23 protein-coding genes are annotated in these 25,331 nt (G+C 61.6%); 15 read left to right on the plus strand and 8 right to left on the minus strand.

What is annotated here, in order from left to right:
• The first annotated feature begins 16 nt into the window (after positions 1 to 16).
• Genes AC1DLT_RS17245 through AC1DLT_RS17270 form a run of 6 tightly spaced genes read left to right on the plus strand, consistent with a single transcriptional unit; the run spans position 17 to position 5,229 of the window.
• Entirely contained in the window at positions 17 to 946 is a 930-nt protein-coding gene (locus AC1DLT_RS17245; RefSeq protein ID WP_477487531.1) for an AAA family ATPase, read from the plus strand.
• Between the two features lie 32 nt (positions 947 to 978).
• Positions 979 to 2,241, plus strand: a complete 1,263-nt coding sequence (locus AC1DLT_RS17250; RefSeq protein WP_477487702.1) for a vWA domain-containing protein — start codon at positions 979 to 981, stop codon at positions 2,239 to 2,241.
• Positions 2,238 to 2,564, plus strand: coding sequence for an XdhC family protein (locus AC1DLT_RS17255; protein WP_105440564.1), 327 nt, complete (start codon positions 2,238 to 2,240; stop codon positions 2,562 to 2,564). The genes AC1DLT_RS17250 and AC1DLT_RS17255 overlap by 4 nt, the downstream gene beginning before the upstream one ends.
• Positions 2,564 to 3,259: an XdhC family protein gene (locus AC1DLT_RS17260; protein ID WP_477487532.1), complete on the plus strand. Its 696-nt coding sequence runs from the start codon at positions 2,564 to 2,566 to the stop codon at positions 3,257 to 3,259. The genes AC1DLT_RS17255 and AC1DLT_RS17260 overlap by 1 nt, the downstream gene beginning before the upstream one ends.
• 4 nt (positions 3,260 to 3,263) lie before the next feature.
• Entirely contained in the window at positions 3,264 to 4,898 is a 1,635-nt protein-coding gene (locus AC1DLT_RS17265) for an NTP transferase domain-containing protein (protein ID WP_477487533.1), read from the plus strand.
• 4 nt (positions 4,899 to 4,902) lie between these two features.
• Entirely contained in the window at positions 4,903 to 5,229 is a 327-nt protein-coding gene (locus AC1DLT_RS17270) for a TfoX/Sxy family protein (protein ID WP_247138181.1), read from the plus strand.
• Between the two features lie 181 nt (positions 5,230 to 5,410).
• Here the strand turns inward: AC1DLT_RS17270 and AC1DLT_RS17275 are convergent, their stop codons facing one another.
• The 5 genes from AC1DLT_RS17275 to AC1DLT_RS17295 all read right to left on the minus strand — a co-directional run bounded on the left by AC1DLT_RS17275 (position 5,411) and on the right by AC1DLT_RS17295 (position 10,311).
• Positions 5,411 to 5,824, minus strand: a complete 414-nt coding sequence (locus AC1DLT_RS17275; protein WP_477487534.1) for an NUDIX domain-containing protein — start codon at positions 5,822 to 5,824, stop codon at positions 5,411 to 5,413.
• Between the two features lie 7 nt (positions 5,825 to 5,831).
• On the minus strand, positions 5,832 to 7,385 hold the full coding sequence (locus tag AC1DLT_RS17280; RefSeq protein WP_038542912.1) for a DEAD/DEAH box helicase: 1,554 nt from the start codon (positions 7,383 to 7,385) through the stop codon (positions 5,832 to 5,834).
• Positions 7,386 to 7,594: 209 nt separating this feature from the next.
• On the minus strand, positions 7,595 to 8,908 hold the full coding sequence (locus tag AC1DLT_RS17285; protein WP_038542914.1) for a M23 family metallopeptidase: 1,314 nt from the start codon (positions 8,906 to 8,908) through the stop codon (positions 7,595 to 7,597).
• Positions 8,909 to 9,000: 92 nt separating this feature from the next.
• Positions 9,001 to 9,828, minus strand: a complete 828-nt coding sequence (locus AC1DLT_RS17290) for a ferritin-like domain-containing protein (RefSeq protein WP_038542916.1) — start codon at positions 9,826 to 9,828, stop codon at positions 9,001 to 9,003.
• A gap of 15 nt (positions 9,829 to 9,843) precedes the next feature.
• Positions 9,844 to 10,311 carry a peroxiredoxin gene (locus tag AC1DLT_RS17295; RefSeq protein ID WP_038542918.1) on the minus strand — a complete coding sequence of 156 codons (468 nt, stop codon included), beginning with the start codon at positions 10,309 to 10,311 and terminating at the stop codon, positions 9,844 to 9,846.
• A gap of 271 nt (positions 10,312 to 10,582) precedes the next feature.
• Here AC1DLT_RS17295 and AC1DLT_RS17300 point away from each other — a divergent pair, with 271 nt between their 5' ends.
• Entirely contained in the window at positions 10,583 to 13,840 is a 3,258-nt protein-coding gene (locus tag AC1DLT_RS17300) for a hypothetical protein (protein ID WP_477487535.1), read from the plus strand.
• Between the two features lie 49 nt (positions 13,841 to 13,889).
• Here the strand turns inward: AC1DLT_RS17300 and tyrS are convergent, their stop codons facing one another.
• Entirely contained in the window at positions 13,890 to 15,143 is a 1,254-nt protein-coding gene (gene tyrS, locus AC1DLT_RS17305) for a tyrosine--tRNA ligase (protein ID WP_477487536.1), read from the minus strand.
• A 270-nt stretch (positions 15,144 to 15,413) separates the two neighbouring features.
• Here tyrS and AC1DLT_RS17310 point away from each other — a divergent pair, with 270 nt between their 5' ends.
• Entirely contained in the window at positions 15,414 to 16,601 is a 1,188-nt protein-coding gene (locus AC1DLT_RS17310) for a GGDEF domain-containing protein (protein WP_477487537.1), read from the plus strand.
• Between the two features lie 47 nt (positions 16,602 to 16,648).
• Here AC1DLT_RS17310 and AC1DLT_RS17315 read toward each other — a convergent pair whose 3' ends face one another.
• Entirely contained in the window at positions 16,649 to 17,326 is a 678-nt protein-coding gene (locus AC1DLT_RS17315; protein WP_038542924.1) for an alpha/beta hydrolase, read from the minus strand.
• A 241-nt stretch (positions 17,327 to 17,567) separates the two neighbouring features.
• On the opposite strand from AC1DLT_RS17315, the gene AC1DLT_RS17320 reads away from it, so the two are divergent.
• The 7 genes from AC1DLT_RS17320 to sufA all read left to right on the plus strand — a co-directional run bounded on the left by AC1DLT_RS17320 (position 17,568) and on the right by sufA (position 24,585).
• Entirely contained in the window at positions 17,568 to 18,734 is a 1,167-nt protein-coding gene (locus AC1DLT_RS17320) for a cysteine desulfurase family protein (protein WP_477487538.1), read from the plus strand.
• A gap of 148 nt (positions 18,735 to 18,882) precedes the next feature.
• Positions 18,883 to 20,352: a Fe-S cluster assembly protein SufB gene (gene sufB, locus AC1DLT_RS17325; RefSeq protein WP_038549186.1), complete on the plus strand. Its 1,470-nt coding sequence runs from the start codon at positions 18,883 to 18,885 to the stop codon at positions 20,350 to 20,352.
• Between the two features lie 63 nt (positions 20,353 to 20,415).
• Complete coding sequence (gene sufC / locus AC1DLT_RS17330) at positions 20,416 to 21,171, plus strand: Fe-S cluster assembly ATPase SufC (RefSeq protein ID WP_038542928.1); 756 nt, start codon at positions 20,416 to 20,418, stop codon at positions 21,169 to 21,171.
• A gap of 25 nt (positions 21,172 to 21,196) precedes the next feature.
• Positions 21,197 to 22,471: a Fe-S cluster assembly protein SufD gene (gene sufD, locus AC1DLT_RS17335; protein WP_477487539.1), complete on the plus strand. Its 1,275-nt coding sequence runs from the start codon at positions 21,197 to 21,199 to the stop codon at positions 22,469 to 22,471.
• 13 nt (positions 22,472 to 22,484) lie between these two features.
• Positions 22,485 to 23,726, plus strand: coding sequence for a cysteine desulfurase (locus AC1DLT_RS17340; RefSeq protein ID WP_477487540.1), 1,242 nt, complete (start codon positions 22,485 to 22,487; stop codon positions 23,724 to 23,726).
• 11 nt (positions 23,727 to 23,737) lie between these two features.
• Positions 23,738 to 24,118: an SUF system Fe-S cluster assembly protein gene (locus AC1DLT_RS17345; RefSeq protein ID WP_038542934.1), complete on the plus strand. Its 381-nt coding sequence runs from the start codon at positions 23,738 to 23,740 to the stop codon at positions 24,116 to 24,118.
• Positions 24,119 to 24,195: 77 nt separating this feature from the next.
• A complete protein-coding gene (sufA, locus tag AC1DLT_RS17350; RefSeq protein ID WP_477487541.1) occupies positions 24,196 to 24,585 on the plus strand; it encodes a Fe-S cluster assembly scaffold SufA in 390 nt (129 codons plus the stop codon).
• Positions 24,586 to 24,590: 5 nt separating this feature from the next.
• On the opposite strand, the gene AC1DLT_RS17355 is transcribed toward sufA, so the two are convergent.
• Complete coding sequence (locus AC1DLT_RS17355; protein WP_477487542.1) at positions 24,591 to 25,214, minus strand: GntR family transcriptional regulator; 624 nt, start codon at positions 25,212 to 25,214, stop codon at positions 24,591 to 24,593.
• Positions 25,215 to 25,331: the final 117 nt, after the last annotated feature.

The following is a 25,331-nucleotide window of genomic DNA, read 5'->3' on the forward strand; positions in this document are numbered from 1 at the left end:
TTGAAAGGGTGTAGTCATGCCTGACGGAACAAAAAGCGCTCTGCCGACCTCGATCGACGAAACGATCGCGCTTTTAGGCGCCGAGGATTATCTTGCCGGGCGCTCGCTCGGCACGGTGATTTTCCTGGCACTGAAAATGAAACGCCCGCTTTTCCTCGAAGGTGAGGCAGGGGTCGGCAAGACCGAGATCGCCAAGACGCTCGCCAAGGCTCTGAACCGGCCGCTGATCCGGCTGCAGTGTTACGAAGGCCTGGATATCTCCTCGGCAGTCTACGAATGGAACTATCCTGCCCAGATGCTGGACATCCGGCTTTCAGAAGCATCGGGCGTCAAGGATCGCTCGCGCATCGAGGCGGACCTGTTTTCCGAACGCCACCTGATCCGCCGGCCGGTGCTGCAGGCGCTTGGCCAGCCGGGTGGTCCGGCGCCGGTCTTTCTGATCGACGAGCTCGACCGCACCGACGAAGCCTTCGAAGCCTTCCTCCTGGAAGTGCTGTCCGACTTCCAGGTGACGATCCCCGAACTTGGCACGATCAAGGCCGAGGAGCCGCCGATCGTCATCATTACCACCAACCGTACACGCGAAATCCATGACGCGCTGAAGCGACGCTGTCTGTATCACTGGGTCGATTATCCGGATGCGGCACAGGAACTGGAGATCATCCGCCGCAAGGTGCCGCAATGCTCGGAAACCCTGTCGCGGCAGGTGGTCGCCTATGTGCAGAGGCTGCGGACAGTCGATCTCTTCAAGAACCCGGGCGTCGCCGAAACCATCGACTGGGCGACGGCGCTAACCGAACTTGACCGAATCGCCCTCGATCCGGAAACGATTGCCGATACGCTCGGCACGCTCTTGAAATATCAGGACGATATCGCCCGCATCAAAGGCGGAGAGGGCGAACGGGTGCTTTCCGAAGTGAAGGCCGAACTTCTGGCAGCGGGATAGGGATCATGGCGGCTGGTTTCAGCGAAGACGGTATGATCACGCCTCCGGTTCCGGCCGGCGCTGGAGGCTTTGACGCGGCAAGGCCCGGCGATGGCCGGCTTGCAGACAACCTCGTCTATTTCTCCCGCGTCCTGCGGCGCGCCGGGCTGAAGACCGGGCCGGCCGCTGCCGCCGACGCGATTGCTGCGGTCGACGCGATCGGCATCGGTTCGCGCGAAGAGTTCCATGCGGCGCTGTCGGCCGTCTTCGTCAAGCGCCACGAGGATCAGCCGGTCTTCGACGAAGCGTTTCGCCTGTTCTGGCGCTCTCGCGATCTGGTCGGCAAGATGATCGCGATGATGTCGCCGAAGGCTGCCGACAATCGCGAAAGGGAAAAGCAGAAGGCCGGCGCCACCCGCGTCAGCGAGGCGCTGACCGCCGACCAGCCGGAGACCCCGAACCGCAAGAAGCCGCCGGAGGTCGAAGTCGACTCGCGCTTCACGACCTCCGCCGGCGAAATCCTCAAGCGGATGGATTTCGCCCAGATGAGCGCGGCCGAACTGGCGGAGGCGCGGCGTGAACTGGTCAAGCTCGCTCTGCCGCTGGACAAGGTGGCGACACGCCGCTTCCGGTCGTTCAATCATCCGCCCAGGATCGACCCGCGCGCCACCATGCGCCAGGCGATGAAGAGCGGCGGCGATCTTATTCTGCCACGGTTTCGCGAGCGCAAGACCGCGCCGCCACCACTCGTGGTGCTTGCCGATATCTCCGGTTCGATGAGCCAGTACACCCGAATCTTTCTGCATTTTCTGCATGCTCTGACCGAAAAGCGAACCCGGGTGCACACCTTCCTGTTCGGCACGCGGCTGACCAACGTCACCCGCCAGATGCGCCGCCGCGATCCGGACGAGGCGCTGTCGGGCTGCACGGACGCGGTGCGCGACTGGTCGGGCGGCACGCGGATCGGCGCGACGCTTGCCGAATTCAACCGGCTCTGGTCGCGTCGCGTGCTCGGGCAGGGCGCTGTCGTGCTGTTGATCACCGATGGCCTCGAGCGGGAGGGTGTCGAGGAACTGGCGCAGGAAATGGACAGGCTGCACCGCTCCTGCCGCCGTCTGATCTGGTTGAACCCGCTGTTGCGTTTCGATGGTTTCGAGGCACGGGCGCGTGGCGTGCGCGCCATGCTGCCGCATGTGGACGAGTTTCGTGCCGTCCATAATCTGCGCTCGCTTGCCGATTTGGCGACGGCATTGTCGGATGACCATGCAAAGACCGCGGACCCGCGGCGCTATTTGAACATGAGGAGGGTCGCATGACTGTTTCCGAAATTCTGGACCCCTTGCTGACCGCCGAGAGCTGGAAGCAGGCCGGCCGCGACGTGGCGATCGCAACTGTGATCGAGACCTGGGGCTCCGCGCCGCGCCCGACAGGCAGCCATCTCGTCATCGACGGCGAAGGCAATTTCGAAGGCTCCGTCTCCGGCGGCTGCGTCGAAGGCGCTGTCATCACAGAGGCGATCGACGTCATCGAGAGCGGCGCCCCGAAAATGCTTGAATTCGGCGTTGCCGACGAGACGGCCTGGCGGGTCGGCCTGTCCTGCGGCGGCAGGATCCGGGTTTATGTGGAAAGGCTCGGCTGATGCAGCTCGAAGCACTGATAGAGCTCAACGCCGCCCGGCGTTCCCGCAGGGCTGCCGTTGTCGTAACCGATCTCGCCAGCGATGAGGTTCGGGTCATCCTCGAAGGCGAAGCCACCTCCGGCCCGTTCGGCGAAGAGATAGCCAAGGCATTTCGCAGCGGCAAGGCAGGAACGGCGGAGATCGAAGGACAGTCGCTGTTCCTCAATGTTCACCTGCCGCCGCCGCGCATCGTGGTGATCGGCGCCGTGCATATCAGCCAGGCACTCGCGCGGCTGGCCCCGGTCGCCGGATACGACCTGACGATCATCGATCCGCGCACGGCTTTTGCGACCGAAGAACGTTTCGAGGGCGTCGATCTGATCGCCGACTGGCCTGAAGACGTGTTGAAGGACCGCCCGCTCGACGCCTATACCGCACTGGCGGCCGTTACCCATGATCCGAAGATCGACGATTTCCCGCTCTCCGAAGCGCTGCGGGTCGGGTGCTTTTACGTCGGCGCGCTCGGCAGCCGGAAAACCCATGCGAAGCGGGTCGAGCGGCTGAAGGAAATGGGCCGCAGCGACAACGAGATCGGTCGCATCGCCGCGCCGATCGGCCTCGACATCGGTGCCGCGAGCCCCGCGGAGATCGCGCTCGCCACGCTTGCCCAGATCGTCCAGGCGTTTCGCCGACGTGATCTCGTCACTGCCGGGTGACGCCATGAGATACGGGACGTTCGAACTCGACGATGCGGAAGGCGTAGTGCTTGCGCACAGTATCAGACTGCCGGCCGGCCGCATCTCGAAAGGGCACATGCTGTCGCGGGAGGACATCGCCCGGCTTTCGGTAGAAGGCATCAGATCCGTCGTCGCAGTGCAGCTTGATCCGGGCGACATGCTGGAGGATGACGCGGCCCAGGCGATTGCCGATGCGATCGCGCCGGACAATCTCCGTTTCTCGGAGGCGACCACCGGCCGCGTCAACATCTATGCCAAGGTGGATGGCCTTTTTGTCGCCGACAAGAGGGTGGTTGACGCGCTGAACCGCATCGATCCGGCGATCACCCTCGCCTGCCTTGCCGATCATGTGGCGGTGCGCGCCGGCGACATGGTGGCGACGGTGAAGATCATTCCGCTTGCCGTCGGTGGGACAAAGGTCGCGGAAGCCGTGAGATTACTGGCAGAATCGGTCGCCTTCGAGGTGAAAGCCTTCAGTCCCCGCGCGGTGACCCTGATCGCGACCGAGCTTCCTTCGCTGAAAGTGTCGGTCATGAATCGGACCGCCAAGCTGCTGGAGCAGAGGCTTGCTTCATCCGGTAGCCGGCTAATAAAAGAAATCCGCATTCCCCATTCTGCTGAACGCCTTACCGAGGTTCTTCAACAGCTTCGGCCGGAGGAAATTAATGAGCCGGCTATGATTATCGTCTTCGGCGCCTCGGCGGTGGCCGATCCTGACGATGTCATTCCCGCCGCCATCCGCCGCGCGGGCGGAGAGGTAGATCAGGTCGGCATGCCCGTCGACCCCGGCAATCTTCTCGTTCTTGGGCGGATCGGCAATGTTCCGGTGCTGGGTGCGCCGGGCTGCGCCCGCTCGCCGAAGGAAAACGGTTTCGACTGGGTGCTGAACCGGCTGATGGCCGGCGAAACGCCGACCTCCTTCGATATCACCGGCATGGGCGTCGGGGGGCTGTTGATGGAGATCCCAACCCGCCCGCGCCCGCGCGACGCCACGTCGGAAAAGGCAGCGAGCCTTTCGGTCGGCGCCCTGATGCTCGCGGCCGGCCAGGCACGGCGCATGGGCAAGGACGGGCCGCACAAGCTGCTCGCCGAATTCGAGGGCATTCCGCTCGTCCGCCGTACCGCCGGGATACTGTTGGCGTCGCAGGCTTCACCTGTCATCGCCGTAACCGGTCATCGGCGCGACGAGATCGAGACGGCGTTGTCCGGCCTCGAGATCGGTTCCCACTTCAATCCGGACTATGCCTCCGGCATGGCAAGTTCGCTGGTGGCCGGTTTCTCAAGTCCGGAACTGGCGCAGAAAGACGGCATTCTGGTCATGCTGGCCGACATGCCGGGCGTCACGACGGAGCATCTGAACATGCTGATCGCCGCCTTCCGGGAAGCCGGCGGCGGTGTCGTGGTCCGTTCGGTGTCGGACGGAAAACGTGGCAACCCGATCATTCTGCCGCGAGTAGCCTATGATGCCGTATTGCGGCTGCAAGGCGATGTCGGCGCTCGTGCGATCATCGAGAATTCAGGACTTTCGGTGGTCGATGTGGATATCGGCCCTGCCGCGCATCTGGACGTCGATACGCCCGAAGCGGTAACAGCCGCCGGCGGGATTTTGAAAAGGTAAGCGAATGGACAATCCCGACATCGAGGAAATGTTCGAGGGGCTCGGCCCGGTCTCGATCCGCCGCATGTTCGGCGGCAAGGGCATCTATCACGATGGTTTGATCGTTGCGATCGACCTGCGCGGCGAGATCATGCTGAAAGCCGATGCGGTGAGTGCACCGGAATTCGAAGGCGCCGGTGCCAAGCAATGGTTTTATGAGGGAAAGAAGGGGAAAACCGTGCTGATGCCTTATTGGTCGGTGCCTGAAGAAGCCTTCGACGATCCCGACGAGATGCGCAAATGGGTGCGGCTGGCTTTCGAAGCCGCCGTGCGAGCGAACTCCAAATCCTGAACTTCGATTCCGAGTGCTAGATTTCGCATCTTGCTCGACAGGGTCCGAAGCACATACCGTCCACCTCATATTGAGGGACGTCGGCCGCCGAATCTCTCGGTAAGCTTGCATCCGGAAATTCTGTCAAAATGATTTCATCAAGTCGACCGCTTCGGTTCTCCGGAGCGGTTTTCGTTTGCACTTATTTTGGGAGATATGAAAAGGCCCTGGCAGAAAAGGCCGAAAGCGGCTGAGGCGGGTTATGAGGATCGAACCAGCCGATGTCCGACAGTTTATCTGGCTCCGTGAGCGAAGGCTCGCCCGTAAAGTCGCGGGTGATGTAGATCAGCGAAACCCAGTGCTGCCGATCGGCTTCGATGATCTCTTCGGCGGTACAAAGAAGCTCAACCTTGCCGATTTTCAGACCGGTTTCTTCTTCCGCTTCGCGGCGGGCGGCTTGCGAGGAAGGCTCCATCGGATCGACCTTGCCTCCGACGATGTTCCAGAAACCCGCTTCCGGCGCCTTCAGACGACGGCAAAGCAGAACCTTGCCGTCGTCGCGCAGGATCACAAGCCCGGCGCCGACGCCAGGGAAATCAACGCCGGGCGTGAGCACGGAAGTGTTAAGCCTTGCCGCCGTTTGCAACGATCAGCATGAAAGCCGGAATATCGTCGCCGAAGCCGACGGGGGTCGGGCCGTCGTCGTGATCGCGGTGGTAACGCTGACGACGCTCGCGATTGTCATCGTTTGCGGGTGCCGGTGCAGGTGTCGGCCGCGAATTGCGGTTGCCGCCATTGTTCTGCGGCTTCCTGTCTGCCTTGCGTTCCGGTTTCACGTTTTCCACCCTAGCTTCCACAAATGCCTCTTCGACTGCTTCAATCTGATTATCCTGGCTCTTCGTGTCAGCCTTGTGACTCGAATCGCCGCGCACGGAATCAGCACGTCCCGAATCGCTTCGTCTGCCGCGGCCGCGGTCCTTATCACGATCGCGACCCTTGCGGCCACCGCGTTCGCTCTCATGGCTTTCCATCGGCGCGGGAAGTGCCGAAATGTCGCCATTCAGCCATTCGATCTTCTCATTGATGAGGTTCTCGATGGCAGCGAGATATTTGGTGTCGGAGCGGGTAACGAGGGTAAACGCGCGGCCCGAGCGGCCGGCGCGTCCGGTGCGGCCGATGCGGTGGACATAGTCCTCCGCATGGATCGGCACGTCGAAGTTGAAGACATGGCCGACATCGGGCAGGTCAAGGCCGCGTGCGGCAACGTCGGAGGCGACCAGCAGCTGGATATTGCCGTCGCGGAAATTCTGCAGCATCGTCGTGCGGGAACGCTGGTCCATGTCGCCATGCAGAGCGCCGACCGAGAAGCCATGCCGCTCGAGCGAACGGAAAAGGTCCGCCACATCGACCTTGCGATTGCAGAAGATGATCGCGTTCTTGAGATCGTCCTGCGCCTTGATGAGCTCGCGCAGCACTGCGCGCTTCTCGTAATCCTTGTTGTGCGAGGCGACGAGGCGCTGCGTCACGGTCTTGGCGGTGGTGGAAGGCTTGGCGACCTCGATCCGTTCCGGGTTCTGCAGGAAGCGGTCGGCGAGCTTCTGAATTTCCGGCGGCATGGTGGCCGAGAAGAACAGCGTCTGCCGGGTGAAGGGGATCATCTTGGCGATCCGCTCGATATCCGGAATGAAGCCCATGTCGAGCATGCGGTCGGCCTCGTCGATGACGAGAATTTCGACACCGGTCATCAGCAACTTGCCGCGCTCGCAGTGGTCGAGCAGGCGGCCGGGGGTGCAGATCAGCACGTCGGCGCCCCGTTCCAGCTTACGGTCCTGGTCGTCGAAGGACACGCCGCCGATCAGCAACGCGACGTTGAGCTTGTGGTTCTTGCCGTATTTCTCAAAATTTTCGGCGACCTGGGCGGCGAGTTCGCGGGTCGGCTCGAGGATCAGCGTCCGCGGCATGCGAGCGCGAGCTCGGCCCTTTTCCAGAAGCGTCAGCATCGGGAGAACGAAGGAGGCCGTCTTGCCCGTGCCGGTCTGTGCGATGCCGCAGATATCGCGGCGCTGCAGAGCATGCGGGATTGCCCCTGCCTGGATCGGCGTGGGGATCGTATAACCCGCGTCGGTGACAGCGGAGAGGACTTTCTGGCTCAGGCCAAGATCAGCAAATGTGGTCAAAGGGAATTCTGTTTCCGTTCCGGTTCTATGCGAACACTATGGGAGTCGACGCATGCTGGCCGACAACTGGCCGCGACATAGGACCAAAATGTCCAAAAGTCAAGGAATGCAGGGCGATTGGCGATAGGATTGGTGAATGAAAACGCTCGCTGAGCAAGCCGGCTACCGTTTATATAGGCAAACAATTGCCTTCTGCCTAGGCGCGTCCCTCAATTGAGGTAGGTGGTGAGCTTCATGCCGGCATTGAGGAAGTGCACGGGGTCGATCGGATTGCCGTCTCGGCGGACCTCGTAATGGACATGCGGGCCGGTGGAACGGCCGGTCGAGCCTGCCCTGCCGATCACCTCTCCGGCGGCAACCTCGTCGCCTTCCTTCACCAGGATTTTCGACATGTGACCGTAGCGGGTGGTGATGCCCTGGCCATGGTCGATCTCGACCATGTTGCCGTAACCGCTGGCAGCTCCCGCCGAGATTACCTTGCCGGAGCCGGTACTTTTTACGTCGTCTCCGGTGGAGGCCTGGAAATCGATACCGGCATGCAGCGCCATCCGGCCGAGGAAAGGATCTATGCGGTTGCCGTAGCGGCTGGTGACCGGCCGGCCGGGGGCGGGATTGCCGAAGGGCAGGTCGCGCGCCGTCTCGCGCACGCTTTCCAGCCGGCTGAGCGCCGCATCGAGCTCGTCGAGCGAGGCATCGAAGGCGCCGATATTGGTCTGCGGCGCGACATAGGGGCCCCCAACGCCGTCCGTGGCATCTTCAGTACCGTTGTCTGCGGATGCCACCTCGACGCCGGTCCGCTTCAGGATCGCGGCGATAGCGTCTGCGGTTTCCGAAGCGCCGGTGGTCAGATCAGCGATCTTGGCAAGCTGCTCCTTCTCGATGTTCTTCAGGGACAGCGTCACCTTGGAGAAAACCCGGTCGGCGCGGTCGGCGATGTTTTCGCGCAGAGGCGCATAACCGAGCGCGGTTGGCGCCTGGAGCGGGGTGGCGGAAGTCTTGCCGGAGAGCAGCTTCTCAATTGCCTGGACGCCGCCGCTGCCGCCGGAAAGCGAAGCCTGGCGTTCCTGGGCCGGTGGCTGGAGCATGGCCGGCATCGCTGTTTCCGGTGTCGTGAGGCCGGATTCCTCGGCGCGGTTCAAAAGAGAACCCAGCTTGCCGTGGCGCGAAAACAGGGCGTTCTGCTGTTCCAGCAGCTTCTCGACCTTTTGCTCGACCACCTGCTGGTCGAGGAGCTGGCGCGAGGTGATCCGGTCGAGCTGGGCGCGCAGCGCCGCGATCCGATCTTCGTAATCGTATTGCATGCGGGCCTGGCGCGCCATGGTCGCGCCGATCAGGTCGTCACGGATCACCAGATAGGAGGTGGCGCCAAGATAGCCGATTGCGAAAACGCCGAGAAAACAGAAGGTCAACGCGGCCATCCAGGGCCGGATGGTCATGTGGCGGATCTTCTCACCGCTGGCGAAAATGAGAACGTGCTGAGGCGCCCGTTTCCCAAACACCCGGCTTTCGGTTCCCTTCGCCACGCGGATCTCCCGGAGATGCGACTCGTTCGGCCGCTGTTCCTATTGTCGGGATTACACATGGATATGGTTAACGAACGCTTTAATCGAGGCGTTCAGGCGTAGCTGGTGGAGGTTAGCGACCTGTAGAATGACGGCGTCAGGCCCGCTTCGGCCCGGGCGATATCGTTGAACGGCGCTTTCAGCGATCCGCGGAAATTGGCGCGCACCAGCTGCTGGAACGTCGCTGCCGGATCCTTGCGCTCGCGGGCGCAGAGAAAGCGGAACCATTTTGCGCCGATCGCCACGTGGCCCTTTTCATCGTTGTAGATGACGTCGAGGATGGCCGCGCTTTCGAGATCGCCGGTCTCGCGCATCTTCGCCTGCAGGGATGGTGTCACGTCGAGACCGCGCGCCTCGAGAATGAGCGGCACGACGGCAAGGCGGGCGGTAAGGTCGTTGCGCGTGGAATGGGCCGCCTGCCACAGCCCGTCATGGGCTGGCATGTCGCCATAGTCGGCACTCATCTCGTTCAGCCGGGCCCGCACCATGCGAAAGTGTTTCGCCTCTTCGAAAGCCACCTGCATCCAGCCGTCAAAAAAGGAATTCGGCACCGGCTCGGTCGCAAACCGGGCGACGATATCGAGCGCCAGATCGACGGCGTTGAGCTCGATATGGGCGATCGCATGCAGCGTTGCGATACGGCCGTTGACGGTATGCAATGAGCGTTTGCCGACCGCCTTCGGCGGCACCAGCTCGGGCTTTGCCGGCCGGCCGGGACGTTCGGGGAGGGGGGCGTCGAGTGGAGAGCGGAGCGACAGCCGCCGCTCGAACCACCGGGTGGCGGTCTCCTGCGCCAGCCGCGTTTTGATATTGAGGTCGGCCGACAGGATTGCCGCCGTTGCGCCGCCCCTCAGCGACGTGATCGAAAACTCGCCCGACATCGATTTGTCTCCTGCCTATAGCGCCTTGAGGCTTTCAAGCACCTCCTCGGCATGGCCTTTTACCTTCACCTTCGACCAGATCCGGGCGATGCGCCCGTCCGCGCCGATCAGGAAGGTCGTGCGTTCCACGCCCATATAGGTCCGGCCATACATGCTCTTCTCCTTCCAGACGGCGTAAAGATTGGCAAGGGCAGTGTCTTCGTCAGCCGCCAGGATGATCGAAAGGTCATGCTTCTTGGCGAACTTGTCATGCTTCTTGACGCTGTCGGGCGACACGCCGATGACCGACGCGCCCGCCTTTTCGAATTCCGGCAAGAGACCCGTGAACGAGATCGCCTCCTTGGTGCAAGCTTCGGTGTCGTCTTTGGGATAGAAATAGAGGACGACCGGTTTGCCCGCGAACGCCTTGAGGGAAACGGAGCCGCCGCCGTCGCGCGGAAGGTCGAAGTCCGGTGCAATGTCGCCAATGGTCAAATCGGCCATGGATTTCCTTTCTTTCGCCGGTATCGTGGATGATATTCGCCACAATCGGTATATAGTCGCCCGAGCGACGTCCAGAGCGGTCGCGCCCGGCCCGACGACGAATGCAGAAAGATGAGTCCTCAACTTGGTATCGGAAATTCGCGGAGAAAGGGTCAGTTTCAGTCGGAAAGAAATCATTCCGCTGCATGAATTACCCTCCGCACAGGTCGAGGATCCGATTATCGTGCACTGCCCGCCGCCGAGCCGGCGAGGCAAACGAGTCGGCAAGACGGTGCTGTTTTTCGTCCTGCTGGTGTTTATTGCGGTCGGCAGCGCCGTTTTCGCGATCGAGGGCGGCATGGTCGACAGCACGCTTTCGTCGCGTGCTCAGAGCGCCATCAACAATGCCATCGGTCCACGTTACGTCGCTTCCGTCGGCTCGACCGCCATCCGTTTCGATTCGAGGTTACGCCTTGCGCTGGAAGCGCGTGACGTCGATATCGTCGAACGGGCGACCGGCGAACATCTGAGCCGTGCCGGCGCCATGCGCATGGCCGTCGATCCGCTGGCGCTTCTCGGCGGCCGCGTGTCCATCAAGCACATGGAGGCGGAACATATCCGTCTCGACACGGCTCAATTGCCTTCCGGCGATCCATTACCGATCTCGGAAGTCCGCGTCGATGCCATGCCGGCTCTGCTGGAGGAGATTTTCCAGCGTCTCGACGAAGCCAAAGCGCTCATCGAGCGAACCGGGACCGGCTCCGTCAGCATCGCCGGAATAGAGATCCTCTTGCCGGCAGCGCCCGGACGCAAGCCGATCACGCTGGTCGTCGACGATCTCGAACTGACACGCAGCGCCGAAGGCGAGGTGGTGATCAACGGCGCGATCAGCCTCAACGGCCGCAAAGCCGTCCTCATCGCAGCGTCGAAGACCATCGAAGGGGTTACGTCGTCGCTCTCGGCCAAGCTGACGGGCCTCGAGGTGACATCTTTTATGCTGCAGCGAACCGAGGATGGTCAGCCGCGCGAGGGGATCGAAGGCTCCCTCGATCTCGATCTTTCGGCGGTTCGCTCACGTGAGGCTGCAAAGCCGGCCATCACCGCGACGCTTCGCCAGTCTCCTGGCCATTTTTACTTCGATGGTATCCAGCAGATTTTGAGCGGTGCCAATATCAACGTGGCCTATGATTTCGCGAAGAACTCGATCGAGCTGCTGAAATCCGAGGTCCGTTTCGGGCCGACAATCCTGCCGTTCACCGGCGCGGTGATCGATCTCAGCCGGCTCAATCCGGACGACAAGCGTCCAGGGTTCGGCCTCGATGTTCTGATCAGCGGCGCAACAGCCGTCGGCGCCTCGGCAAGCGAGCAGCCCGCCCGCTTCGATCTCAAGGCGAATGGGCGATACCTGTCGGCAGATCGCGCGCTTCAGTTCGATGAGATGGCGGTTTCCAGCCCTCTCGGCCGCATGGCCGGATCTCTCAAAGTGCGGTTCGGCAACCAGTCTCCCGAGATCAGTTTCGGGGCGCAGCTGCCGCATATGGAAGTGACCGGCGTCAAGCAGCTCTGGCCGTTCTGGATGGCCCGCAAGCCGCGCGATTGGGTCATGGACAACATGTTCGGCGGCACCATCACCAATGGCTCGATCGCCGTCTTCATTCCGGCCGGCCGGATGAAGGGGCCGGGCATTCCGATGGAGCTCGACAAGAACGAGCTGCAGATCGGTTTTGATCTCGCCAATACCCGGATCAACCTGCCGGGCGACGTGCCTCCGCTACGCGACATCGATGGTCGTTTCGACTTGAAGGGCGAGGTGATGCAGGTCGATATCGCACGCGCATCTTCCTTCTTTCCATCCGGTCGGTTCGTCGCCGTTGAAGGCGGCCGGTTCTCGATCCCCTCGACCTATGTAAAGCCCCTGATGGCGGACCTTTCGCTCAAGATTGCGGGGCCGGCCGATGCGATGACGGAGCTTGCGAATTTCCGGCCGATCAATGCGTTGAAGGGGACTGAGTTCAAGCCGGAGGATTTTTCCGGTCACGCGCGCGTCGACCTCAAGGCCCATATGGGGCTAATCTTGGCGCACAATCCGCCGAAACCGACCTGGAGTGCCCATATCGATCTGGACGACATCGATCTCGGCCCGCAGTTTTCCGGCCGCAAGATCGGCAGTCTGGATGGCACGCTCGACATCGACAACCTGGCGGCACGGCTTGTCGCCAAGGGGACGATCGATGATGTGCCGGCCGATATCACACTGGTCGAACCAGTCGGGCCGACTTCTTCGGTCAAGCGCGAGCGGATCGTCAAGACCGTCCTCAATAACGATCAGCGGGAAAAACTCGCGCCGGGTCTCTCCGACGTGATCGACGGGCCGGTGACGGCTCAGTTGACGCGGATCGACGAAACTCGCCAATCTGTCGCGCTCGATCTCAGCCGGGCAACGCTTTCCATCCCGTGGCTCGGCTGGACCAAGGGCGGCGGCATTCCGGCCAAAGCGCAATTCGAATTGTCCGACACCGGAGAACGTTCCGATATCCGCAATTTCGAACTCTCCGGCGACGGGTTTGGCGCGCGCGGCAGCTTCGCGCTCAATGGCGGCAGCCTGACGTCGGCGGACTTCTCGCATATGCAGCTCTCGCCGTCCGACAATTATGCGGTGAGCGTCAAACGCACCAAGGGCAATTTCGACGTCTCGATCAGCGGCTCCGTCGTCGATATGCGGCCCGTCGTCACCAAGATCCGGGCAGGCGGAAAGAGCGGTAGCGGCGGCAAGCGCGGTGGCGACGATACGAGCAACGCCACCGTGCGAGGTAAGCTCGATCGCATGATCGGGTTCAATGACCAGACGCTCTCGAATGTGTCGTTCCTGTTTTCAAGCCGTAGCGGCAATATTTCGGCGGCGGATTTTTCCGGCTCGACGGAAAGCGGACAGGCGGTCGTCAGCGAGATGAATGCGGGCGACACGATTTCCATCACCAGCGGCGATGCCGGCGCGATCATCCGCTTCATGAACCTCTACGACAACATGCGCGGCGGCCTCCTGAACCTGCGCTTGAAGGCGCAAGGCGATGCGTGGACCGGTGCCATCGATCTGCGCAATTTCGCGCTGGTCAACGAGGCCAAACTCCAGTCTCTCGTTGCGACTCCGGACCAGGAGGGCCGCAGCCTGAACACGGCCACGAAAAAGAACATCGATGTCAATTCGGCCAAATTCCAGCGCGGCTTTGCAAGCCTGCTTTATCGGAACGGCTCGTTTGCCATAGAAAACGGCGTCGTGCGCGGCGAACAGATCGGTGCGACTTTCCAGGGCCTGGTGCGCGATGCCAAGGGCAATATGGAGATGACCGGGACGTTCATGCCGGCCTACGGCCTGAACCGCCTGTTCGGTGAGCTGCCGCTGATCGGCGCCATTCTCGGCAACGGCCGCGATCGCGGCCTGCTCGGCATTACCTTCAAGCTCGAAGGCCCGTTCGAGAAACCGAGGCTGACCGTGAACCCGCTGTCGCTGATCGCGCCCGGCATCTTCCGCCAAATCTTTGAATTTCAATAAAAAGGGCCGCGAAAGCGGCCCGTTTCAACTCGCTATCGAGACGCTCGGCTCAGGCCGGGCGCACCAGGATGTGCTTCTTCTTGCCGAGTGAGAGCTTGATCACGCCGTCGCCGGTGATCTCGCCGGTGCCGATGGTCATACGTTCGTCGCTGACGGCCTGGTCGTTGATGCGCACGCCGCCGCCCTGGACGTGACGGCGCGCTTCGCCGTTCGAACCGGCAAGGCCGGCGCGCACGATCAGCGACAGGAGCCCGATCCCGGCTTCGAGATCGGCAGTGGGAACCTCGACCGACGGCAGGTTTTCGGAAAGCCCGCCTTCCTCGAACGTCTTGCGGGCGGTCTCCGCTGCTTCTTCCGCAGCTGTGCGACCGTGCAGGATGGCCGTGATCTCGGTTGCGAGGATCTTCTTGACCTCGTTGATCTCCGAGCCGCCGAGCGCTGAAAGCCTGGCAATCTCGTCCATCGGCAGCGTCGTGTAAAGCTTCAGGAAGCGGGGGACGTCGGCGTCCTCGGTATTGCGCCAGTACTGCCAGAAATCGTAGGCCGACAGCATGTCCGGGTTGAGCCAGATGGCGCCCGTCGCCGATTTGCCCATCTTGGCACCGGAGGACGTCGTCAGGAGCGGCGAAGTCAGCGCAAAAAGCTGCTGCGTCCCCATGCGGTGACCGAGGTCGATACCGTTGACGATATTCCCCCACTGATCCGAACCGCCCATCTGCAGCCGGCAGCCGGTCCGCTTGGCGAGTTCCACGAAGTCATAGGCCTGGAGGATCATGTAGTTGAATTCCAGGAAGGATAGTGACTGCTCACGATCGAGGCGCGTCTTGACGCTCTCGAACGACAGCATCCGGTTGACAGAGAAGTGCCGGCCGACGTCGCGCAGGAACTCGAGGTAGTTGAGGCTGCGCAGCCAGTCGGCATTGTTGATCATCAGTGCGTCCTTCGGACCTTCGCCATAAGCGAGGTAGTTCGCGAAGACGCGCTTTATCGAGGCGATGTTGCCTTCGATCGTGTCGACAGTCATCAGTTGGCGCGCTTCGTCCTTGAACGAAGGATCGCCGACCATGCCGGTGCCGCCGCCCATCAGCGAAATCGGCCGGTGGCCGGTCTGCTGCATCCAGTGCAGCATCATGATCTGGATCAGGCTGCCGGCGTGCAGGCTCGGCGCCGTTGGGTCGAAACCGATATAGCCGGTGACGATTTCCTTCGAAAACAGTTCGTCGAGCCCGGTCTCGTCGGAAACCTGGTGGATGAAACCGCGCTCGTCGAGCGTGCGGAGGAAATCGGACTTGAACCTGGACATGATCTAACTCTGGCAGGGTGGGGTTTTGGGATATGTGGCCGCGCCTCTAGCACTGTTTTTGCCGGTAATCACTTCAAAAGTGATGTTGGGTGTGATCAGCGCGACGAATGGGCGGCGGCCAACAGGGAACCTTGCAATTTCCGCGGGACGCAATAGCAGATGCAAGAAGGACAGGTTATGCATTAACGGTTTCTTGTTCCATGGGCTTTTAACATCCGGCCCGGGACGCGATAACCGGGTGGTGTGCAGGTCTCCTGCATTGATGGGCTGATGAACGGGGCTGCCTTTTTCCTCGCGGTGAATTTTATCATCGCCATGTGTTTCGGTGCGGTTTTTGTTGTGGTTTCCACGCGCAGCCGCTCGCGGACGGCTGCGCTCTGGTTTGCCGCCGCTTTTACCATCGCCTCGCTCTCGTCAGTCTGTGAGTTGCTGGTCGCCTATGCGTATCTCACGAAATTCTGGGCAATCTGCGCCTTCGCATCGGTGCTCTGCGGCATGACCTTGCTCAGGGTCGGTATCGGTACTCTCTACGGCCGGAAGGTCGCGCCCGTCTGGGCGGGCTGTTTCCTGGCGGCGGGCATCTGCCTCGACCTGCTGATCTACGACCTGCCGCGGGGAACCGCCGCACATGCCTTTTCCTACCAGACACCGTTTGCCTTGGCGCTCCTTTCGAGTGCGGCGGCCATCTTTTCATCGACCCGCCGGCTGGCGATCGACCGGGCGCTTGGTTATCTGCTGCTGGCGACCGGCCTGCATTTTTTCGCAAAGGCGAGCCTTGCCGTGATCGCGGGGGCGGGCACGACCGCCAAGGATTATATCGGCACCAATTACGCGCTGATCTCACAAAGCTCGACTGCCGTGCTGATGGTCGCGGTCGGATTGACGCTGCTGTCGGTTCTGGTCCTGGAGATCATGGCGGACGAGCGCAGCAATTCGGAGAAGGACGCGCTTTCTGGTCTTGCCAATCGCCGCGGCTTCGAGAACGGCGTCAAGGCGGCGATGGCGCTGGCGCCGAAGGCCGGGCACGCGGTGATCATCTGCGATCTCGACCATTTCAAGCGCATCAACGACACCTACGGCCATCACGGTGGTGATCTGGTGATCCAGGCCTTCAGCGATTTGTTGCAGACAAGCGCCGCCAAGAATGCCGTGGTCGGCCGCATCGGCGGCGAGGAGTTCGCGATCTTCATCCCCAGTACGACGCTCGACATGGCGACGCTGTTTGCGCAGGCGCTCCGGGGCGGAACGATGGGAATAACGGTCAGCGCGCTCCCGTCCTCCTTTGCCGTGACTGCGAGTTTCGGCGTGGCGGAACTTGCGCCGGGAGGCGATCTTGCAGGAGCCATGCGAGACGCCGATTCCGCTCTCTACGACGCCAAGCGCTCCGGCCGCAACCGCGTCAGGCAGGCGAGGCATATCGGCTCTCCACAGCCGAAATCCATCAAAGCCGTCAAATGAAAACGGCCGCCGAAGCAGCCGTTTTCGCCAACAATTTTTGAAAGCGATCAGCGAATGCGCTTGGCTGCCGGTTCAGGCACCAATTCGCCGTTGAGGCGGCGGTCGAGATAATCCTCGCATTCGCCCATCAGCGTGTCCACCTGGCCGTTGAAGAAGTGATTGGCGCCCTCGACTATCCGATGGGTGATCAGAATGCCCTTCTGCGTCTTCAACTTTTCCACGAGCCCGTTGACGTCCTTTTCGGGGGCCACCTTGTCGCTGTCGCCGTTGATGATCAGGCCGGACGACGGGCAGGGCGCAAGGAACGAGAAGTCGTAGATGTTCGGCTGCGGCGCGATCGACATGAAACCCTCGATCTCAGGACGGCGCATCAGGAGCTGCATACCGATCCAGGCGCCGAAGGAATAACCCGCGACCCAACAGCTCTTCGAATCGGGATGCAGGCTCTGCACCCAGTCGAGCGCCGAGGCGGCATCCGAAAGCTCTCCGGCGCCGTGGTCGAATTCGCCCTGGCTGCGACCGATGCTGCGGAAATTGAACCGGAGTGTCGTAAAACCGCGCTTCTGGAACATGTAGAAGAGCTGGTAGACGATCTGGTTGTTCATCGTGCCGCCAAACTGCGGGTGCGGGTGCAGGACGATGGCGATCGGGGCGCTCTTTTCCTTGGATGGCTGGTAACGACCTTCAAGGCGGCCGGCTGGGCCGTTGAAAATGACTTCGGGCATCGGTACTCCGGTCAATATGTTCAGGCTCCAAACGAGTATCACGTCGAGTTTGACTTGACGAAGACGCTCAGCTTTTCTAAACTCAGTTTAGAACCATTCGAAACTTTGGGCCGCATGCTGGATGCGCGCCCGATGCGATGTCTCTTACGGCAAGGCCGACGGAAATTTCAAGGAAAATGCGGGTCCCCCGTCCGCCCATATGTAATTCAACATCTATCTAGAAACGGAAGCCGATCAGGCAATGGCGCTGAACCGCACATATCTGGACTGGAACGCGACCGCGCCCTTGAGCGCGCCGGCCCGCGCCGCCATGCTGGATGCGTTGCAATTACCGGGAAATGCCTCGTCGGTTCACGGCGAGGGCAGGGCGGCACGCGCCGCAATCGACAAGGCGCGCCGGCAGGTGGCGGCGCTGGTCGGTGCAGAGCCGGCGCATGTGACCTTCGTCAGCGGCGCGACGGAAGCTGCCAATCACGTGCTGACCCCGGATTTCCGGATGGGCCGGGCGCCTTTGGCGATGAGCCGTGTCTATGTCTCTGCGATCGAGCATCCGGCGATCCGCGAAGGCGGTCGTTTCGATCCGGCCCAGGTGACCGAAGTGCCGGTGACACCGGCGGGTATCGTCGATCTTTCCGCACTTGAGGCGCTGCTGGCCGAACACGACCGGAGCGTCGGCATGCCGATGGTCGCTGTCATGCTGGTCAATAACGAGACCGGCATTGTTCAGCCCGTGGCAGACGTTGCGGCGATCGCCCATGCCCATGGCGGCTTGATGGTCGTGGACGCCGCGCAGGCGGTCGGCCGTATCCCGGTGGACATCAATGCGCTGGATGCGGATTTCCTGATCCTGTCGTCGCACAAGATCGGCGGTCCGAAGGGCGTCGGCGCACTCGTTTCGCGCGGCGAAGTGCTGATGCCGAAACCGCTCATCCGCGGCGGCGGCCAGGAAAAGGGCCATCGGTCCGGCACGGAAAATTTCCATGCCGTCGTCGGGTTCGGTGCAGCGGCCCAGGCCGTGCGTGAAAACCTTCATGACCGCAATGCCGGGATCGAAGAGTTGCGCAACCGGCTGGAAGCGGGAATGCGTCAGGCTGCGCCGGATGCGATCATCCATGGCGAGGGAGTTCTGCGTGTGGCGAATACCTGCTTTTTCACTTTGCCAGGGCTGAAATCGGAAACCGGGCAGATCGCTTTCGATCTCGAAGGTATCGCGCTGTCCGCCGGCTCCGCCTGCTCGGCGGGAAAAGTCGGCGAAAGCCATGTTCTGACGGCGATGGGGCATGATCCGAAGCTCGGTGCTTTGCGGATTTCGCTCGGCGTCGACACGACGGAAGATGATATCGCGCGGGCGCTGGCCGCCTTCGCCAAGATTGCCGGCCGGCGAAAACCGGCGGGCGAGGCGGCGTGACCGCTTCCAAAATTGCGCATGCGCAAATTTCCGCTTGCCAAAAGGTGTGAAAACCGCCTTCTGGCGCCTACATAAGGGAGGCAACTGTCCCCCCGGATTGATGACAAGAATTGCCGGAATTTGAACCGGCAAGATTTGGAGTATGAACATGGCTGCCGTGCAGGAAACAATCGATCAGGTTCGCCTAATCGATGTGGACCAGTACAAATACGGTTTTGAAACCGTCATCGAAGTGGACAAGGCGCCAAAGGGTCTTTCGGAAGATATCATCCGTTTCATCTCCGCCAAGAAGCAGGAGCCGGAATGGATGCTGGAATGGCGTCTTGACGCCTATCGTCGCTGGCTGACCATGGAAGAGCCCACCTGGGCGCGCGTCGAATATCCGAAGATCGACTTCAACGATCTCTATTATTACGCAGCTCCGAAAAGCAGCGCCGGCCCGAAGTCGCTCGAAGACGTCGACCCGGAACTGTTGAGGGTCTACGAGAAGCTCGGCATTCCGCTGCGCGAACAGGAGATTCTGGCTGGCGTTGAAACGCCGCGGGTCGCCGTCGACGCCGTCTTCGACTCGGTTTCGGTCGTGACGACCTTCAAGAAGGAACTGCAGAAGGCCGGCGTGATCTTCATGTCGATCTCCGAGGCGATTCGCGAACATCCTGAGCTGATCAAGAAATATCTGGGCTCGGTCGTTCCGACTTCGGACAATTTCTATGCGACCCTGAACGCCGCCGTGTTCACCGACGGTTCCTTCGTCTTCGTGCCGAAGGGCGTGCGGTGCCCGATGGAGCTGTCCACCTATTTCCGCATCAACGAAAAGAATACCGGCCAGTTCGAGCGCACGCTGATCATCGCCGAGGAAGGCGCTTACGTTTCCTACCTCGAAGGCTGCACGGCGCCGCAGCGCGACGAGAACCAGCTTCACGCCGCCGTGGTCGAACTCATCGCTCTCGACGATGCGGAGATCAAGTATTCGACGGTGCAGAACTGGTACCCGGGCGACGCCCAGGGCAAGGGCGGCATCTACAACTTCGTCACCAAGCGCGGCGATTGCCGCGGCGCCCGCTCGAAGATCTCCTGGACGCAGGTCGAGACCGGTTCGGCGATCACCTGGAAATATCCGAGCTGCATTCTTCGCGGCGACGATAGCCGCGGCGAGTTCTATTCGATCGCCGTTTCCAACGGTTATCAGCAGATCGACAGCGGCACCAAGATGATCCATCTCGGCAAGAACACGTCGAGCCGCATCATTTCGAAGGGTATTTCCGCCGGCAATTCGAACAACACCTATCGCGGACAGGTGTCGATCAACCGCCGGGCTTCAAATGCCCGCAACTTCACCAATTGCGACTCGCTCCTGATCGGCGACCAGTGCGGTGCCCACACCGTGCCCTATATCGACGTGAAGAACGCATCGGCACAGATCGAGCACGAAGCGACGACCTCGAAGATTTCCGAGGACCAAAAATTCTACGTCATGCAGCGCGGCATTCCCGAAGAGGAAGCCATCGCCCTGATCGTCAACGGCTTCGTCAAGGACGTCATCCAGCAGTTGCCGATGGAATTCGCCGTCGAGGCCCAGAAGCTGATCGGCATCTCGCTTGAAGGCTCCGTGGGCTGATGGCCCGCTGTCCGAATATCGCGCACTGACGCGTCACCGAATAAATCCGGAAGGATAAGAAACATGCTTGAGATCAAGAACCTGCACGCCCGTATCGCCGAAGACGGCACCGAGATCATCCGCGGCCTCAACCTCACCGTGAAGGCTGGCGAAGTTGCTGCCGTCATGGGCCCGAACGGCTCTGGCAAGTCGACGCTGTCCTATATCCTCGCAGGCCGCCAGGATTACGAAGTCACCGAGGGCGACATCCTCTATAACGGCGAGAGCATCCTGGAACTCGACCCGGCCGAGCGTGCGTCCAAGGGCATCTTCCTCGCCTTCCAGTATCCGCTCGAAATCCCGGGCGTCGCCACCATGCAGTTCCTTAAGGTTGCGATGAACGAGCAGCGCAAGGCGCGCGGCGAAGCGGAACTGACGACGCCGGACTTCATCCGCCGCGTCAAGGAAGCCGCCGAGAAGCTGAAGATCGACCAGGCCATGCTGCGCCGCCCGCTCAACGTCGGTTTCTCCGGCGGCGAAAAGAAGCGCGCCGAAATCCTGCAGATGGCGCTGCTCGAGCCAAAACTTTGCATCCTCGATGAAACCGATAGCGGCCTCGACATCGACGCGCTGAAGATCGTTGCCGATGGCGTCAACGCTCTGAAGTCGCCGGACCGCGCCACGATCGTCATCACCCATTACCAGCGCCTGCTCGATTACATCGTGCCGGACACGGTTCATGTGCTTTACAAGGGCCAGATCATCCGCTCCGGCGACAAGGCGCTTGCGCTTGAGCTGGAAGAGAACGGCTATGCCGATATCATCGGAGAAGCGGCTTAAGCGGCCCGAAGGGAAGGATGTTGTCATGAACATGCAGACGACAAGCCGCCTCACGGCTGCAGAAACCGCGTTGGTCGAAGCCTTCGGCACGCAGATCGGCGAACTGCCGGGCAATGGCGCCGTGATCGGCACGCGGGACAGGCTTCTGGACGACCTCAAGAAGTCCGGCCTGCCGACCCGCCGCATCGAGGCCTGGCATTATACCGACCTCAAGAACCTGCTGCGTAGCGTCCCCGAAGTGACGCTGGTTTCCGCCATTGATCCGATCGCGCCGCTGGTCGAGGGCTCGAAGGTGCTTTCGATCCTGCAGGGTGATGCGGATGCGAAGGCCGCCGTTGACGGCGTCGAGATCACGCTTTTCAAGGACAGTCTCGCCGACGGTTCGGCCGCTGCCGGTCTGACGGCGCTCGACAAGGACGACGCGATCGGCCGCATCAACGGCAGCTTCGTGCGTGATGGTTACGCGGTCACCGTTCCGGCCAATACGGAACTGGATGCGCCGATCGAACTGCAGGCGCTGCACGGCGCCGGCCAAGTTCATACGCGCTTCCCGGTCTCCTTCGGCGCCGCTTCCAAGGCGACGATCATCGAGCGTCACCGGTCGGTGGCTGAAGGTTCAGCGCTGGTGTCCTCGATCAGTGACATCGCGCTGGAGGACGGCGCTGACATCACCTGGATCATCCTGCAGCAGCAGGCTGCAGAGGACACCCATCTCGGCCAGATCCGCGTAAAGCTCGGCACTGATGCCAAGCTGCGCCTGTTCGTCATCAATGCCGGCGGCAAGCTGGTGCGCCAGGAACTGCGCATCGACGTGGCCGGCGAGGGTGCCGAACTGACGCTGCGCGGCGTCAACCTGCTCGGCGCGGAAAGCCACACCGACGTCACGCTGGTTCTCGGCCACAACGTGCCGAACACCAACTCGACGGAAATCATCCGCAACGTCGTGTTCGACCGCGCCAACGGCGTCTTCCAGGGCATGATCCGGGTCGCTCCGGACGCACAGAAGACAGACGCCAAGATGTCCTGCAACACGCTTCTGTTGACCGACGATGGCGGGTTTTCGGCCAAGCCCGAGCTCGAAATCTTCGCCGACGACGTGGTCTGCGGCCATGGCGCGACGGTTGCCGATATCGAGAGCAGCCATCTCTTCTACCTGATGGCGCGCGGCGTTCCGGAAAATAAGGCGCGGGCCATGCTGGTCAATGCCTTCGTTGCCGAGATCGTCGAGGAACTCGAGGAAGAAAAGCTGGTCGAGGCGCTGGAAGGCGTCATCTCGGCCTGGCTTGAAAAACACGCCTGAGAAGGGGCCTGACATGGACCAGAGTGCACCCTCGACGACCTACGATGTGGAAGCGATCCGCCGGGATTTTCCGATCCTATCGACGATGGTGCACGGCAAGCCGCTGGTCTATCTCGACAACGGCGCCTCGGCCCAGAAGCCGCAGGTGGTGATCGACGCGATCAGCCACGCCTATTCGAGCGAATATGCGAACGTCCATCGCGGCCTGCATTTCCTCTCGAATGCCGCGACCGAAGCCTATGAGGCGTCGCGCGAAAAGGTGCGCCGGTTCCTGAATGCCGGTTCGGTGGACGAGATCGTCTTCACCAAGAACTCGACCGAGGCGATCAACACGGTCGCCTACGGCTGGGGCATGCCGAATATCGGTGCCGACGACGAGATCGTAGTAACGATCATGGAGCACCATTCCAACATCGTGCCTTGGCATTTCATCCGCGAGCGGCAGGGCGCCAAGCTCGTCTGGGTGCCGGTCGACGACGAGGGTGCCTTCCATATCGAGGATTTCGAAAAGTCTCTCACCGAAAAGACCAAGCTCGTCGCCATCACCCATATGTCGAACGCGCTCGGCACCGTGGTTCCGGTCAAGGAAGTCTGCCGCATCGCCCACGAGCGCGGCATTCCGGTTCTGATCGACGGCAGCCAGGGCGCCGTGCACATGCCGGTCGATGTCTGCGACATCGATTGCGACTGGTACGTGATGACCGGCCACAAGCTTTACGGTCCGTCCGGTATCGGCGTGCTTTACGGCAAGTCGGACCGGTTGAAGGAGATGCGGCCGTTCCAGGGCGGCGGCGAGATGATCGTCGACGTCACCGAGGATATCGTCACTTACAACGATCCGCCGCATCGTTTCGAGGCGGGTACACCGCCGATCGTCCAGGCGATCGGGCTCGGTTACGCGCTGGATTATATGGACAAGATCGGCCGCGCCGCGATCGCCCGCCACGAAGCGGACCTGGCCGCCTACGCTGCCGAACGCCTGCGCGCTATCAACTCGCTGCGGATTATCGGCAATGCGCCCGGCAAGGGCGGCATCTTTTCCTTCGAGCTCGCGGGCATCCATGCCCATGACGTCTCGATGGTGATCGACCGCAAGGGCGTGGCGGTCCGCGCCGGCACCCATTGCGCCATGCCGCTCTTGAAGCGCTTCGGCGTCACCTCCACATGCAGGGCATCGTTCGGCATGTACAATACCCGTGCCGAAGTGGATGCGCTGGCCGATGCGCTCGACTACGCGCGAAATTTCTTTGCTTGAGGACTATTGCCATGGCCGCCGATGAAACGGAATTGAAGTGGGACGCCCGCGAAGGACTGATCCAATCCGCTATTCCGGCCGATGAGTTGGCGCGATTGAGCGACGACGTGATCGGAGCGCTGAAAACGGTCTATGATCCGGAAATCCCCGCCGACATCTTCGAACTCGGTCTGATCTACAAGATCGACATCGAGGACGACCGCATGGTGAAGATCCTGATGACGCTGACTGCGCCAGGCTGCCCGGTCGCCGGCGAAATGCCGGGCTGGGTGGAAAACGCCGTCGGGGCTGTCGAAGGCGTGTCCGGTGTCGAAGTCGAGATGACCTTTGATCCGCCGTGGACGCCGGAGCGCATGTCCGAAGAAGCCCAGGTGGCTGTCGGCTGGTATTGATCGATTAATCGGTCGGTACTACATTTGAATCGTGAAACACCGGACCTTGAATCCGAGTGCGGAAGGAGAATGAGCCTATGGGCTTCGCCATTATGACCATGACCGATGCCGCTGCGACGCGCGTCAAACAGCTCGTTGCCAATTCCGGAACGGAGGCCAAGGGCCTGCGTGTGGGGATCAAGAAGGGCGGCTGTGCCGGCATGGAATACACGGTCGATCTCGTCACCGAGCCGAATGCGAAGGACGACATGATCGAGCGCGACGGCGCGAGCGTCTGGATCGAACCTTCCGCCGTGCTTTATCTCCTCGGCACCCAGATGGATTTCGAAGTCACGCAGATGCGCTCAGGCTTCACCTTCGTCAATCCCAACCAGACGTCTGCCTGCGGCTGCGGCGAGTCGGTCGAACTGAAGCCTGCGGATCTCGCTGCGCTCGCAAAGCAGCGCGAAGCCGAAGTCCACGCCTGATTACCTCATGAATTCGTCAGATAGGCGAGGAGTGTCTCCATCGCTCTTCGTGCCGCTTCGACGTCGCTCGCCCGGATGGCGCGGATGACGGCGACATGCTGGGTCACCGCCTGATCCAGCCGTTCGATAGAGGCCGTCGAAAACCACCGCCGCCGCGAATGGGTCTGGAGCGGCGCCAGCGCCGAGGTCAGGAACCGGTTGGGGCAGGCCTCCTCGAGGGTCTCGTCAAAACGCTTGTCGGCATCCAGGAAGCCGTGAATGTCACCGGTCGCCGCTGCGGCACCCATTGCCTTGGCGCAGTCGAGCAGGGCGCTGCGCTGCTCATCGCTGGCATGTTCCGCCACCAAGGCTGCTGCAACCGGTTCAAGCTGGCGCCGCACCTGCATAATGCTCTCGTGGTCGCTCTCGATGATCTCGGTGACCTGCAGACCGACGCGCGGGCGCACCCGCATCAATCCCTGCCATTCGAGTTTCTGGATCGCTTCGCGCACTGGCGTGCGGCCTTGTCCCGCAAGGCCGATGAGCTGCTTTTCCGTAACCAGCGCACCGGGCGGCAGCTCCATGGTGACGATCAGGGTTTCAAGCCGGTGATAGGCCTGTCTGCTAAGCGGTTCTGCTTCGGATGCCATGGTGATCCTCTCTGATATATCAGACGGTGACATGTCGCATTTGGAATGGCAAGCCGAGCTGATATATCAGTCTGCGGTATTCAGTTGTTCGTCGGCGTTCTTGGCGGCCAGAGGCGC

This window comes from Neorhizobium sp. 05N33 (assembly GCF_056397445.1).

Bases quoted from the DNA above. Each gene is read 5' to 3' on its own strand.
- AC1DLT_RS17245 (WP_477487531.1), top strand. From the start codon at position 17: ATGCCTGACGGAACAAAAAGCGCTCTGCCGACCTCGATCGACGAAACG.
- AC1DLT_RS17250 (WP_477487702.1), top strand. From the start codon at position 979: ATGATCACGCCTCCGGTTCCGGCCGGCGCTGGAGGCTTTGACGCGGCA.
- AC1DLT_RS17255 (WP_105440564.1), top strand. From the start codon at position 2,238: ATGACTGTTTCCGAAATTCTGGACCCCTTGCTGACCGCCGAGAGCTGG.
- AC1DLT_RS17260 (WP_477487532.1), top strand. From the start codon at position 2,564: ATGCAGCTCGAAGCACTGATAGAGCTCAACGCCGCCCGGCGTTCCCGC.
- AC1DLT_RS17265 (WP_477487533.1), top strand. From the start codon at position 3,264: ATGAGATACGGGACGTTCGAACTCGACGATGCGGAAGGCGTAGTGCTT.
- AC1DLT_RS17270 (WP_247138181.1), top strand. From the start codon at position 4,903: ATGGACAATCCCGACATCGAGGAAATGTTCGAGGGGCTCGGCCCGGTC.
- AC1DLT_RS17290 (WP_038542916.1), bottom strand. From the start codon at position 9,828: ATGTCGGGCGAGTTTTCGATCACGTCGCTGAGGGGCGGCGCAACGGCG.
- AC1DLT_RS17295 (WP_038542918.1), bottom strand. From the start codon at position 10,311: ATGGCCGATTTGACCATTGGCGACATTGCACCGGACTTCGACCTTCCG.
- tyrS (WP_477487536.1), bottom strand. From the start codon at position 15,143: ATGTCCAGGTTCAAGTCCGATTTCCTCCGCACGCTCGACGAGCGCGGT.
- AC1DLT_RS17310 (WP_477487537.1), top strand. From the start codon at position 15,414: ATGAACGGGGCTGCCTTTTTCCTCGCGGTGAATTTTATCATCGCCATG.
- AC1DLT_RS17315 (WP_038542924.1), bottom strand. From the start codon at position 17,326: ATGCCCGAAGTCATTTTCAACGGCCCAGCCGGCCGCCTTGAAGGTCGT.
- AC1DLT_RS17320 (WP_477487538.1), top strand. From the start codon at position 17,568: ATGGCGCTGAACCGCACATATCTGGACTGGAACGCGACCGCGCCCTTG.
- sufB (WP_038549186.1), top strand. From the start codon at position 18,883: ATGGCTGCCGTGCAGGAAACAATCGATCAGGTTCGCCTAATCGATGTG.
- sufC (WP_038542928.1), top strand. From the start codon at position 20,416: ATGCTTGAGATCAAGAACCTGCACGCCCGTATCGCCGAAGACGGCACC.
- sufD (WP_477487539.1), top strand. From the start codon at position 21,197: ATGAACATGCAGACGACAAGCCGCCTCACGGCTGCAGAAACCGCGTTG.
- AC1DLT_RS17340 (WP_477487540.1), top strand. From the start codon at position 22,485: ATGGACCAGAGTGCACCCTCGACGACCTACGATGTGGAAGCGATCCGC.
- AC1DLT_RS17345 (WP_038542934.1), top strand. From the start codon at position 23,738: ATGGCCGCCGATGAAACGGAATTGAAGTGGGACGCCCGCGAAGGACTG.
- sufA (WP_477487541.1), top strand. From the start codon at position 24,196: ATGGGCTTCGCCATTATGACCATGACCGATGCCGCTGCGACGCGCGTC.
- AC1DLT_RS17355 (WP_477487542.1), bottom strand. From the start codon at position 25,214: ATGGCATCCGAAGCAGAACCGCTTAGCAGACAGGCCTATCACCGGCTT.